The organism is Sphingomonas sp. LR59 (assembly GCF_036855945.1).
Taxonomy (GTDB): Bacteria; Pseudomonadota; Alphaproteobacteria; order Sphingomonadales; family Sphingomonadaceae; genus Sphingomonas.
In genome coordinates, this window is sequence record NZ_JASPFL010000001.1 from 218,946 (window position 1) to 231,755 (window position 12,810).

12 protein-coding genes are annotated in these 12,810 nt (G+C 64.8%); 8 read left to right on the top strand and 4 right to left on the bottom strand.

Annotated features, from left to right (window positions below):
- Window positions 1-59: 59 nt before the first annotated feature.
- Both QP164_RS01035 and QP164_RS01040 read left to right on the top strand, forming a co-directional pair.
- Window positions 60-1,694, top strand: coding sequence for a CTP synthase (locus QP164_RS01035; protein WP_333921847.1), 1,635 nt, complete (start codon window positions 60-62; stop codon window positions 1,692-1,694).
- 278 nt (window positions 1,695-1,972) lie between these two features.
- Window positions 1,973-4,441: a TonB-dependent receptor gene (locus tag QP164_RS01040; RefSeq protein WP_333921848.1), complete on the top strand. Its 2,469-nt coding sequence runs from the start codon at window positions 1,973-1,975 to the stop codon at window positions 4,439-4,441.
- A 432-nt stretch (window positions 4,442-4,873) separates the two neighbouring features.
- On the opposite strand, the gene QP164_RS01045 is transcribed toward QP164_RS01040, so the two are convergent.
- Window positions 4,874-5,131 (bottom strand): hypothetical protein, encoded by a 258-nt coding sequence (locus QP164_RS01045; RefSeq protein WP_333921849.1) that lies wholly within the window; start codon window positions 5,129-5,131, stop codon window positions 4,874-4,876.
- 83 nt (window positions 5,132-5,214) lie between these two features.
- Here QP164_RS01045 and panB point away from each other — a divergent pair, with 83 nt between their 5' ends.
- The 6 genes from panB (at window position 5,215) to QP164_RS01075 (ending at window position 10,410) form a co-directional block, all read left to right on the top strand.
- Window positions 5,215-6,075: a 3-methyl-2-oxobutanoate hydroxymethyltransferase gene (panB, locus tag QP164_RS01050; RefSeq protein ID WP_333921850.1), complete on the top strand. Its 861-nt coding sequence runs from the start codon at window positions 5,215-5,217 to the stop codon at window positions 6,073-6,075.
- Window positions 6,076-6,146: 71 nt separating this feature from the next.
- The gene (locus QP164_RS01055) at window positions 6,147-6,884 is read left to right on the top strand and encodes a tetratricopeptide repeat protein (RefSeq protein WP_333921851.1); all 738 of its coding nucleotides are present in this window, start codon (window positions 6,147-6,149) and stop codon (window positions 6,882-6,884) included.
- Complete coding sequence (locus tag QP164_RS01060; protein ID WP_132739109.1) at window positions 6,881-8,203, top strand: outer membrane protein assembly factor BamB family protein; 1,323 nt, start codon at window positions 6,881-6,883, stop codon at window positions 8,201-8,203. The genes QP164_RS01055 and QP164_RS01060 overlap by 4 nt, the downstream gene beginning before the upstream one ends.
- 71 nt (window positions 8,204-8,274) lie before the next feature.
- A complete protein-coding gene (der, locus tag QP164_RS01065; protein ID WP_132739106.1) occupies window positions 8,275-9,663 on the top strand; it encodes a ribosome biogenesis GTPase Der in 1,389 nt (462 codons plus the stop codon).
- Window positions 9,664-9,671: 8 nt separating this feature from the next.
- The gene (locus QP164_RS01070; RefSeq protein WP_332755279.1) at window positions 9,672-9,890 is read left to right on the top strand and encodes a sulfurtransferase TusA family protein; all 219 of its coding nucleotides are present in this window, start codon (window positions 9,672-9,674) and stop codon (window positions 9,888-9,890) included.
- An 82-nt stretch (window positions 9,891-9,972) separates the two neighbouring features.
- On the top strand, window positions 9,973-10,410 hold the full coding sequence (locus QP164_RS01075; protein ID WP_333921853.1) for an Hpt domain-containing protein: 438 nt from the start codon (window positions 9,973-9,975) through the stop codon (window positions 10,408-10,410).
- Between the two features lie 185 nt (window positions 10,411-10,595).
- On the opposite strand, the gene bfr is transcribed toward QP164_RS01075, so the two are convergent.
- The 3 genes from bfr to QP164_RS01090 form a co-directional block, all read right to left on the bottom strand.
- Window positions 10,596-11,111, bottom strand: a complete 516-nt coding sequence (gene bfr, locus QP164_RS01080; RefSeq protein ID WP_056486959.1) for a bacterioferritin — start codon at window positions 11,109-11,111, stop codon at window positions 10,596-10,598.
- Window positions 11,112-11,214: 103 nt separating this feature from the next.
- On the bottom strand, window positions 11,215-11,385 hold the full coding sequence (locus QP164_RS01085) for a (2Fe-2S)-binding protein (RefSeq protein WP_082441433.1): 171 nt from the start codon (window positions 11,383-11,385) through the stop codon (window positions 11,215-11,217).
- Window positions 11,386-11,460: 75 nt separating this feature from the next.
- Complete coding sequence (locus QP164_RS01090) at window positions 11,461-12,660, bottom strand: DUF418 domain-containing protein (protein WP_333921855.1); 1,200 nt, start codon at window positions 12,658-12,660, stop codon at window positions 11,461-11,463.
- Window positions 12,661-12,810: the final 150 nt, after the last annotated feature.

Below are 12,810 nucleotides of genomic sequence, written 5' to 3' on the forward strand. Positions count from 1 at the left end.
CTGCGTGATCCGCGGGGCTCTTGTCGTTCGTCCCCAACACACGCTACGAGACTCTTCCCATGGCTCGGTACATTTTCATCACCGGGGGCGTGGTTTCGTCGCTCGGTAAAGGTCTCATGGCGGCATCGCTTGCCGCTCTCCTCCAGGCACGCGGGTATACCGTCAGGATTCGGAAGTTCGATCCGTATCTGAACGTCGATCCGGGCACGATGTCGCCGTATCAGCACGGCGAGGTCTACGTCACCGACGACGGTGCCGAGACCGATCTCGACCTCGGCCATTACGAGCGCTTCACCGGCGTTCCCTCGCGCCAGTCGGACAACGTCACCTCGGGCCGGATCTATCAGCAGATCATCACGCGCGAGCGTCGCGGCGATTATCTCGGTGCGACCGTGCAGGTCATCCCCCACGTCACCGACGCGATCAAGGCATTCGCCCGCGCCGAAACCGACGATATCGACTTCGTCCTGTGCGAGATCGGCGGCACCGTCGGCGATATCGAATCGCTGCCGTTTATCGAGGCGATTCGCCAGCTCAAGAACGAGGAAGGTCGCGGCAACGCGATCAGCATCCACGTGACCTTGGTGCCGTACATCGCCGCCGCTGGCGAGCTGAAGACCAAGCCGACCCAGCATTCGGTCCGCGAACTCGCCGCCTTGGGTGTGCAGCCCGACGTGCTTGTCTGCCGCTGCGAACATCCGCTCCCACCGTCTGAGCGCGCCAAGATCGCACTGTTCTGCAACGTGCCCGCCAGCGCCGTTATCCCCGCGCTCGACGCGAAGAGCATCTACGCGGTGCCGCTCCAGTATCACGGCGAAGGCCTCGACATCGAAGTGCTCCGCGCGTTCGGGATCGAACCCGCCGAGGCACCCGACCTGTCGCGCTGGACCGAGATCATGGACCGCCTGACCAACCCTCAGGGCGAGGTCACGATCGGCGTGGTCGGCAAATATGTCGGCCTCCAGGATGCGTACAAGTCGCTCAACGAGGCGTTGGTCCACGGCGGCATCGCGAATCGCGTGAAGGTCAACGTCCGCTGGATCGACGCCGAGCTGTTCGAGAACGCCGAGAGCGACATCGCCGGACAGCTCGAGCCCTGCGATGCGATCCTCGTCCCCGGCGCGTTCGGCGAGCGTGGCGCGGAGGGCAAGATCGCGTCTGTCAAATTCGCGCGCGAGCGGAAGATTCCGTATTTCGGCATATGCTTCGGGATGCAGATGGCCTGCGTCGAGGGCGCGCGCGATCTCGCCGGAATCCCCAATGCATCGTCGACCGAGTTCGGCCCGACCGACGAGCCGGTGGTCGGCATGATCACCGAATGGATGGGCCGCGAAGGTCTCGAAACGCGTGCGGCCGAGGGCGACATGGGCGGCACGATGCGGCTCGGCGCGTATGACGCGAAGCTCACCGGCAACAGCGTGGTGGCGTCGATCTACGGCGGCACCGAGATTTCGGAGCGTCATCGTCACCGCTACGAGGTCAACACCGGGTACAAGGAAGCGTTGGAGCAGGGCGGGCTCGTCTTCTCCGGCATGTCCCCCGACGGCACGCTGCCGGAAATCGTCGAACGCCCCGACCACCCCTGGTTCGTCGGCGTCCAGTTTCACCCGGAACTGAAGAGCAAACCCTTCGACCCGCACCCCCTGTTCGCCAGCTTCATCGAAGCCGCCGTCAAGCAAAGCCGCCTGGTCTAACCTTCGATCCTCCCCCGCCAGGGGAGGTGTCTGGCGCTTGCCAGACGGAGGGGGCGGTAAGCGAAACCTCTGTTTCGTGGTCCTCCCCCTCCGTCACCTTCGGTGCCACCTCCCCTGACGGGGGAGGATCAGATCCTAGGCCTGAATTCCGCATTCCTGCCTGAAAGTCTGAATCACGAGCGCCACGAAGCCGCGCTTTCTCCGCTCCAAGACAAGCTCGCATTGAATATCCCCTCAATTACTAGACTTTGCGCGGCGAGGTTAAGGGGAAAACATTCATGTCGCTTACGCTTGCGCTGTTGCTTGCCGGTCAGACCGCTACCGTATCAACGCCGCCCGTCGCGCCGCAGGCGCCTGCCGGGACGCAGGCTGACCCGCAAGCCAACGGCCGCCTCGGCAACCAGCAGCAGGGCGGAGGCGGCGATATCGTCGTTACCGCACGCCGCCGCGCCGAGACGATCCAGACGGTCCCCATCGCGATGTCCGTCATCGGCGGCACCGCGCTCGCCGAGACCGGCGCGTACAATGTCAGCCGCCTGACGCAGCTCCAGCCGACGCTGCAATTCTACTCGACCAACCCGCGCAACTCCGCCGCCAACATCCGCGGGCTGGGCGCGCCGTTCGGCCTGACCAACGACGGGATCGAGCAGGGCGTCGGCATCTATGTCGACCAGGTTTATTACAGCCGGATCGCCTCGGCGACGTTCGACTTCACCGATACCGAGCGGATCGAAGTCCTCCGCGGACCGCAGGGCACGCTCTACGGCAAGAACACCACGGCCGGCGCGATCAACATCACGACCCGCAAGCCCAGCTTCACGCCCGAGGCACGGATCGAACTGACCACGGGCAACTATCAGTTCATCCAGGCCAAGGCCTCGGTGTCCGGCCCATTGATACCCGACAAGCTGGCGATCCGGCTGTCAGCTGCAATTACAGAGCGCGACGGCACGATCCACAACGTCGCGACCGGCAAGGATCTCAACGCGCAGGACAATAAGAGCGTCCGCGGTCAGCTCTACTGGAAGCCGACCGATACGCTCGATCTCGCCTTGTCGGGCGACTACGGCCAGCAGAACCCGAATTGCTGCGTGCAATATTACGCGCGCACCGGCGCGACACAGCGGCCGCTCAACCGCCAATATGCCGCGCTCGCCGCCGCGCAGGGCTATGTCGTGCCGTCGACCAACGCGTTCGACCGGGTGACCGACGTCGATACGCCGTTGCGCGCGAAGCAGGAACTGGGCGGCGTGTCGCTGCTCGGCAATCTGGATTTGGGCGCGTCGACGATCACCTCGGTCAGCGCATGGCGGTTCTGGAACTGGGATCCGTCGAACGATCGCGATTTCATCGGCCTGCCGATCACTACCGTCTCCGCCAATCCGTCGCAGCAGACCCAGTATAGCCAGGAGTTGCGGATCGCTTCGAACGGCAGGCACACGCTCGATTACGTGCTCGGCGCGTTCTACTTCTACCAGACGATCGATACCCAGGGGCTTCAGGTGCAGGGTCCGGCGGCGAGCCGCTTCCTGCTCAATCCTGGCGCCAGCGTAGCGCCTGGTGCCAGCGGCTGCGCAACCGCCACGACGGCAGCCTGCAACCCGGCAGCGTTGAACGGGCTGACTTCGCGCAACACGATCGGCTTCACCAACACCAGTGCGGCGCTGTTCGGCAAGTTGACTTGGAACGTCAGCGACCGGTTCCAGATCGCGCCGGGCCTGCGTTTGAACTACGACAAGAAGAAGGGCGACTATGTCTCGGTCGTCACCAATGGCACAGGCACGGCGCTGACCGCGGACCAGCGCGGCGTGCTCGCGCCGCAAAGCTATCAGCCCGATTTCGACAACTGGAACCTGTCGGGCGACATCACGGCGGCCTACACCGTGACGTCTGACATCCACGCCTATGCGACCTACGCGCGCAGCTACAAGTCGGGCGGCATCAACCTGTCGGGCTTGCCGCTAGATGGCAGCAACAACCCGATCCTGTCGGCCGCCACGGTGAAGCCCGAAAAGGTGAACCATTTCGAATTGGGGCTGAAGACCCAGTTTCTGGACCGCCGGGTTACCCTGAACCTCGCAGGGTTCTGGACCGAGATCAGCGACTATCAGGCAACCGTCACCAACGGCCAGCTTGGCGTGTTACGCGGCTATCTCGCCAATGCCGGCAAGGTCCGGACCCGCGGCCTCGAATTCGATTCGGCGTTCCGTCCCACCGACCGGTTCAGTTTCTACGCGAACGGGGCGTATACCGACGCGAAATACGTGAAGTTCGTCGATGCCCCATGCCCGCCCGAACTGTCCAGTGGCACCACCACGACCGCCGGCCAGACGCCGAGCGCACCCGGTACCGCCGGCGGCATCAGCCCGCAAAATTGCGACATATCCGGTCAGCGCCTGCCCGGCGTATCGAAATGGGCGTTCTCGTACGGGGCGGAATACGACCTGCCGGCAACGCTCGGCGGTCTCGATGGCCAGGTGTATCTTGGCTATGACGGCAGTTACCGGTCGACCTTCTCGTCCAATCCGTCGCGCTCGGCTTATACCGATATCAACGGCTACGCGCTCAGCAACTTCCGCCTCGGATTCAAGGCGAAGGACAGCTGGAACGTGTTCGGCTGGCTTCGCAACGCGTTCGACGAGAAATATTACGAGGTGCTGGCGCTGCAGTCCGGCAGCACCGGCCTCGTCGTCGGCCAACCCGGCGATCCGCGCACCTATGGCCTGACCGTCTCGCGGTCGTTCTGATCGTTACGTCAAAGTCGTCACCCCCTGAACGTCACCTCCTGATCGTCACCCCTGATCGTCACTGCGCGTTCAGGTTTGACGTCTTATACGGCGGGATACGGCCCGGAGAGACATCGCAGTCGGAAGCTCCCGATGTCTCTCCGGTTCGGAGCAATCGACGTCCCCAAGCTGCATTGATGCGCGTCCGACGCCATCCCCTTGCACGCAGCCCCTGCGAAGCGCAGTCTGTTGATCCAAAGCAATAGGCTCAGGCAAATCGAGCCGGACTAACGAGGGTGGCGGCATGTTCTTCGTACGACAGGGGCCCTTGTGGTTTCGGCTGACCACGGGCGCCCTCGTCGCCTGGGGGCTCGCCGGCTGTTTCATGTGCCTGCAACAGGTGCGACTCGGCGCTGATGCGATGGGGAGGGCGAGTGCCTATGACCGGGCGCTCTACGCGGCGTTGCCGAACTGGTACGATCCGCTGTTCGCCGTCGCGGTACTGGCCGGGCTAATCGGCGCCGTGCTGTTGTTCATGCGCCGTGCCAGTGCCCGCCCGTTCCTGATCGCATCGCTCGGCGCTACGATCGTGCAGTTCGGCTGGCTCTTCGCCTCGACCGACATCGTCGCGCAAAAGGGGCTAGCGAGACGCTTGGTTTCCCCTTCGTCATCATCGGTATTGCCGCGTTCACGCTCTGGCTCGTCGGCCATGCCAGGCACAAGGGCTGGGCGGTTTGAACCGGGCGAGGCCGCGAAGACTGGGCGAGCCCAGGGTCGCACGCTAGAACGCGCGCATGTCCACGACCTACACCCTCGACACCGCGACGAGTCGCGCGAACCCGACGCCCGCGCCGCTCAAGCGCCTGACGATCCCCGCGATCCGTCGTCAGAAGGGCAAGACGCCGCTCGTCATGCTCACCGCGTACACGGTTCGCACGGCACAGCTGCTCGATCCGCACTGCGACATGCTGCTGGTCGGCGACAGCCTGGGGCAGGTAATCTACGGCCTGCCGTCGACCGTGCCCGTCACGCTGGAGATGATGGCGGCTCACGGCGCAGCGGTGGTCCGCGGCAGCTATCACGCGGTGGTCGTCATCGACATGCCGTTCGGCAGCTATGAGGCGTCGCCCGAAAAGGCGTTCGAGAGCGCGGCGTGGTTGCTCAAACAGACCGGCGCGGCGGCGGTGAAGCTTGAGGGCGGCACCGCCATGGCCCCGACCGTCAGGTTTCTCACCGAGCGTGGCATCCCCGTGGTGGGCCATGTCGGCCTCACGCCGCAGGCGGTCAACGTGCTCGGCGGCTACGGCGCGCGCGGTCGCACGCCCGAGGAAGCCGCCAAGATCGTCGCCGACGCGCAGAGCATCGCCGACGCGGGCGCGTTCTCGCTGGTGATCGAAGGCGTGGTCGAGCCGATCGCGATCGAGATTACCAACACCGTTGCCTGCCCGACGATCGGGATCGGCGCATCGGCGCAGTGCGACGGCCAGGTGCTGGTGACGGAGGATATGCTCGGCATGTTCGACCGTACCGCCAAGTTCGTGAAGCGCTTCGCCGATGTCGCCGATACGATCTCGACCGCCGCGCAGACCTATGCCGAGGACGTCCGCGGCCGCGTATTCCCAGGGCCCGAGCAGGTCTACGCTCCCAAGGATTGATCCGCTTCCGTTTCGGTCCCGGCGCGGCTAAGGTCCGCGCCGTCCATCCCCCAAATATTCCGGAGCTGTCCTTGGCCCTCCCGCCGAAAACCGATGAAGCATTTTTGCGCGAGGTCGACGAAGAACTCCGACGCGACCAACTCGCCGGGTTCTGGACGACGTGGGGCAAATGGGTCGCGATCGGCGTCGTTGCCGCGCTCGCCGCGTTTGCCGGCTTCCTCTACTGGCAGCATCACAATGGCGAGGCCGCTGGTGTCGAGGGTGAGCAGCTCCAGGCCGCGTACGACTCGCTTGGTGCGAACAACGCCGCCGCTGCGTCGAAGCCGCTCGCGGAACTCGCCAAGTCGAACCGCGATGGCTACCGCGCGCTCGCGCTGTTCACGCAGGCCGACGTGCTGCTCCAGAAGGATGACCTGAAGGGCGCCGCCGCCAAGCTCGGCACGATCGCTGCGGACACGTCGCTGGCCAAGCCTTTCCGCGATCTGGCGCTCGTTCGCCAGACCTCGGCCGAGTTCGATACGCTGAAGCCGCAGGTCGTCGTCGAGCGTCTCCGTCCGCTCGCCGTCCCCGGTGGTCCGTGGCTGGGCAGTGCTGGCGAGATGGTCGCGATCGCGTATCTCCGCATGAACGAGCGCCAGCAGGCAGGCACGCTGTTCGGCCAGATCGCGCGCGATACCGGCGTCCCCGAGACAATTCGTCAACGTGCGGTTCAGATGGCCGGCGTACTGGGCGTGGATGCTGTTGCCACTGGAGCTACGGCCAGGGTGATCAATCCGGCTGCATCAAACGAGGATACCAAGGCGCAATGATGAAGACATATCGGGTGACGGTCGCCGTCGCCGCGCTGGTGGCGCTCAGCGGTTGCGGGATCTTCAAGGGTAGCGTCAAGAAGACGCCGACGCTCGGCGACCGCGTCTCGATCCTCGTCTCGGAAAACGAGGTCGAGACCGACAAGACGATCGCCGACGTCCAGGTCCTGCTGCCCGCGCCCGCGGTCAACGACGCCTGGGCGCAGCCCGGCGGCAACCCCGCCAAATCGATGGGCCAGCTCGCGCTCGCCGATCAGCCCAAGCGCCTCTGGCAGTCCGGAATCGACGGCGGCTCGAACCGCGAGCGTCTCGGCGCGGCGCCGGTCGTCGCCGACGGTAAGCTGTTCGTGACCGACGTCACTGCGACGATCCACGCGTTCACCGCCGATACCGGCGCGGCGCTGTGGAGCGCGGGGATCACCGAGGGCAAGATCAACCGCTCGGCACGGTTCGGCGGCGGCGTTAGCTATGACGACGGCAAGCTGTACGCCACCGATGGCGTGGGTGACGTCGTTGCTATGAACGCGGCCGATGGCGCGATCCTGTGGCGCGCCAAGCCCGGTGCGCCGCTGCGTGGTTCGCCGACCGTCGCCAACGGCGCGGTGTACGTCCTGACGCAGGACAACCAGGTCTTCTCGCTCAACCAGGCCGACGGCAAGGTTCAGTGGGTCCAGTCGGGCACGCTCGAAACGCAGGGCGTGTTCGGCGTCGCGGCGCCTGCGGTCAGCCAGGGCACCGTGGTCGCCGGCTTCTCGAGCGGCGAGCTCAGCGCCTATCGCTACGAGAATGGTCGTATCCTCTGGCAGGACGCGCTGTCGCGCACCTCGGTCACGACATCGGTGTCGAGCCTGTCGGACATCGACGCCGCCCCGGTGATCGACGGCGGCCGCGTCTATGCGGTCGGGCAGGGTGGCCGCATGGTCGCGCTCGAGCTGTCGACCGGCCAGCGCCTGTGGGAGCAGAACTTCGCCGGCATCTCGACGCCGTGGATCGCGGGCGAGTGGCTGTTCGTGGTCACCGACGATGCGCGCCTGGTCTGCCTGTCGCGGTCGAACGGCAAGGCGCGCTGGATCGCGCAGCTGAAGCGCTTCCAGAACGAGAAGAAGCGCAGCAACGCGATCACGTGGTTCGGCCCGATCCTGGCAGGCAACCGTCTGGTCCTCACCAACTCGCGCGGCGAGATCAATTTCGTCTCGCCGACCGATGGCACGGTAAGCTCGACGATCGAGACGAAAACGCCGTTCTCGCTGCCGCCGATCGTCGCGAACTCGACGCTCTACACGCTCGACCAGAAGGGCAAGGTCACCGCGTACAGGTGACGCCGATTCCCTCTCCCCGGCGGGGAGAGGGACTAGGTGACCTTTGCCGCGACACGCGCTAAGGCCCCCTCATGTCCAAACTCCCCGTGGTCGCGATCGTCGGCCGCCCAAATGTCGGCAAGTCGACTCTGTTCAACCGCCTCGTCGGCAAGAAGCTCGCGCTGGTCGACGACCGGCCCGGCGTCACGCGTGATCGGCGCGAAGGTGACGCGTCACTGATCGGCCTCGAATTCCGCATCATCGACACCGCCGGCTACGAAGATCACGACGCGCAGACTCTGCCTGGCCGGATGCGCCAGCAGACCGAGGCCGCCGTCGCGCAAGCCGATGTCGCACTGTTCCTGTTCGACGCCCGCGCGGGGATCGTGCCCTTGGACGAAGAAATCGCGCGCTGGCTCCGCACAGCCGATGTCCCCGTCCTCCTCGTCGCCAACAAGGCCGAAGGCCGCGCCGGCGAAGACGGCATCCTCGAATCGCTCGCATTAGGCTTTGGCGATCCGGTCCAGCTGTCGGCCGAACACGGCGAAGGCATGGGCGACCTGTTCGAAGGCCTGCTCCCGCTGCTCGAAGGTAAGGAAGAGCCGCCCGAGGAGCAGCCCGACAACGAATACGAAGGCCCGCTGAAGCTCGCGATCGTCGGCCGCCCGAACGCGGGCAAGTCGACGCTCGTCAACCGCATCCTCGGCGAAGACCGCATGATCACCGGCCCCGAAGCCGGCATCACCCGTGATTCGATTAGCGTCGATTACGACTGGCACCCGACCGGTGGCGAAGCGCGCAAAGTCCGCCTGATCGACACCGCCGGCATGCGCAAGCGTGCCAAGGTGCAGGACAAGCTCGAGAAGATGTCGGTCGAGGACGCGCTCCACGCGGTCGATTTCGCCGAGGTCGTCGTGCTGCTGCTCGACGCCACGCTGGGCCTCGAGGCGCAGGATCTCCGGATCGCCGACAAGGTGCTGCAGGAGGGCCGTGCGCTCGTCATCGCGCTCAACAAATGGGATATCGCCGAGAGCGCGTCGTCGCTGTTCAACGGCGTCAAGCGCGCGCTCGAAGACGGCCTGAGCCAGGTCAAGGGCGTCACCGTGATGACCGTGTCCGGCGCGACCGGCAAGGGCATCGACCAGTTGCTCCAGGCCTGTTTCGACACCCGCGACGCCTGGTCGAAGCGCGTCGGCACCGGCGAGCTCAACCGCTGGTTCGAGCGCGCGATCGAGGCGACTCCGCCACCAGCCCCAGGCGGCAAGCGGATCAAGATGCGCTACGTCACGCAGGTCAAGACGCGTCCGCCCAGCTTCGTCATTTTCGGCACGCGCGTCGATCAGCTGCCGGCGAGCTACGAACGCTATCTGGTCAATTCGATGCGCAAGGACCTGGGCTTCGGTGCGGTACCTGTCCGGTTGATGTTCCGTGCGCCGAAGAACCCCTATGACGACAACGGCAAGGGCGGCGGCGGCAACTAGGCTGCGCGATGTCCGGCGTGGTCCGTATCGATGCCAGGGGCATGCGCTGCCCCTGGCCGGCGCTGCGGCTCGCCCGCGCGTTGCGTGATGGTGCGCGGCGGGTCGAGGTCTTGGCGGACGATCCGCAAGCACCGACCGAACTCGCCGCCGTCGCCGACGCGGCCGGCGCGACGGTAAAGATCATTTTGGACGAATTTTACCGGACCTTTGTCGTAACTTGTCGGTAGTATGACAACAGTGTGTTTACCTGAAACGGGTAAGATACGATTTAATCTTGATGGCGCTACTGCTCAACGGGAGAAGGCGACAGTGTCGTTCGAAGGAAGCACCTTGATCAACTGGCCGGCGTATTCGCAAGCCCGAAGTGAACTGGGTGCGGGATTTGTCCGTATCCTGGGCTATTTCCGCGAGGATGGCGTGAAGTCGGTTGCGGCGATCGAAGCGGCGATGCGCGCGCTGAATGCCGCGGCGATGGTGATCCCGGCGCACACGCTCAAGGGCGAAGCGCGACAGTTCGGCGCCGAGCCGCTGGCGGATCTCGCCGAGGCGATCGAGACGATCGCACGCGATTGCGTGGAGCTGCAGGATACGCCTGAGGAGGCGCTGGAGCATATTGTTCGCCTGCGCCCGCTGTTTGGCGAAACGCTGACGTTGCTGGAGCGCGAAGCCAATCCGATCGTCGCGCGCAAGCCTGTTGTAGGTGGCGGGTTCGGTCGTCGTGCGATCCCAACGGGGTTCGGCGACTGAGAGTCGTCGGGTATTTCCCTAGAAATCTACCACCCCGGCGAAGGCCGGGGCCCAATTGGGTAGGTGAAAATAACGGCACCCTACCCTTTGTTACCGCCGACTCTCAATTGGGCTCCGGCTTCCGCCGGGGTGGTGATTAATATGGAGCGGAGCGGCACCGCGTTAGCGATGCCGCCCAGATCACCTCACCCCTTCAGATACGGCGCCGCGCCAGCCTTGGGCGAGTCATGCTCCGAGATCGAGTTCAGCTGGATGTAGTTGTGGATACCCATCCGCGCGATCATCTCGAACTGGCGCTCGAGCGTGTCGACATGCTCTTCCTCGCTGGCAAGGATGCGGGCGAACAGGTCGCGGCTGATGTAATCCTTGACCTCTTCGCAGTACGAGATCGCACCCTTGAGCTGGACGGTAGCCTCGACTTCGAGCGCGAGATCCGACTTCAGGACCTCCTCGACGGTCTCGCCGATGCGGAGGCGGCCGAGCAGCTGGAAGTTCGGCAGGCCATCGAGAAACAGGATGCGCTCCGACAGCCAGTCGGCGTGCTTCATCTCGTCGATCGATTCCATCCGCTCATACTGGGCGAGCTTGTAGACTCCCCAATGCTCGAGCATCCGGTAATGGAGCCAATATTGGTTGACCGCGGTCAGCTCGTTCTTGAGCGCCTCGTTCAGGAATTCGATTACTTGGGGGTCGCCGCGCATGGCCATATCTCCGTCACCTCTGAGGAGCATGTAGCGGGCTGACACAGATTAGCACAACCCCCAAAAATGGCGGTTTTCCGGGCTTTTTTAGCTGTTGTGACGCTTATGCAGCGGCGCGTTCCTCGTCGATAATAGCTCGCGCTATCGACGTGCACTGGCCGCATTTGGGTTTCCGGCCCATCGAACGGAAGGCCTGGCACGGTGTCGTGCAACCGCCGCGTGCGCAGTTGCGAACGTCGGATTCTCGTATGGCATTGCAAACGCAGACGACCATGGGAACTCCCTAGCTGTAAGCACGGGATACGGATAATGCGAACCACTCGCAAGCTGTTTTGCGTCTTATTCGCAACTAGTCCGATCGGTTCGTCGTGAACGCCGAACCGCGCATCGGCTGCCACGCGAATCGCGACAGGCTGCGCCACAGCCATTCGAGCGGACCATAGCGGAAGCGATCGAGCCACGGTTTCGACCATAGGAGCATCAGCAGGCAGATCGGCACGACCACGAGATAGAGCTGGGCTCGCGACAGTGCACCGTACAGCCCGAACCCATATCCATAGAACAGCGTGGTGCAGAGGATTGTCGTGCCGAGATAGTTGGAGAACGCCATTCGACCTGCCGCCGCGACTCGGGTCGTCAGCCAGCCGCTGGGCCGTGCGAGCAGGATGATCGCCGCGGCGTACCCCATGATCGTCAGTGGGCGAAGCGGGGTTGCGAGCGCGAGCCACGACAGCGCGACATAGCGCGCGTCAAACCCGTGGGCGATGTCGAACGCCGCGATGGCCGCATAGCCGATCCAGCCGAGTCCGATCCCGACGACCGCAATCACGGTGTAGCGTCGCCGCGACCATTCCCCCGTCAGGAACCCCGATCGCAGCCCTGCCATGCCGAACAGCATGAAGCCTAGCGTCTCCGGACCAGTGGCGGTCAGCGACGTGATCGGCCCGGCGGCGTGCGTCCAGCGCCACGCGACCAGATCGCGCCATCCGCCACGACCGATGGCAAGTTCGCGGGTGACGGCGGCGGGGGAGGGCTGGCCGAATTGATCCGCCAACAGCTGCCAGTTCGTGATTGCGCGCGCCGTTGCGCCGGGCCGGTGCGCGGCGCCGTAGAGGTCGAACGTGTAGGCGACGAGCGTCGTCAGCTCGACCGTCTGGAACGCGATGCAGGCGAGTCCGACGCCGATCAGCCAGCGAACCGGCAACCGCGCGAACATGTACGCGATGGCGCCGACCATTGCGTAATGCGCGAGGATGTCGCCCCACCACAACAGGTACAAATGCGCGATGCCGAACACGAACAGCCACGCCATCCGGCGCAGGTGGACGGTCGCCGGGTCTTCGCCATTCGCCTCGGCCCGGTCGATGACCAGCAGCATCGACGCGCCGAACAGGAACGAGAACAACCCGCGCATCTTGCCGTCGATGACGATGAATGTGGTGGTCCAGGCGATCAGGTCTGGCGTGCTCGGCGCGCCCATCGAGGCGGGGGTCATGTAGGCGAAGTCGGGAAAGCCGAATGCGGCGATGTTTGATGCGAGAATGCCCATGACGGCGACCCCTCGGATGAGGTCCAGCGTCGCGATCCTGGTGGGGGCGGGGGTCATGCGGGCAGAGTGAAGTATAGGAAGTACAGACGCTCGCGCAGCATCTCACGGGAGCGGCGCATCGCCTGGGATGAGGCAATCCTAACGGCGGCC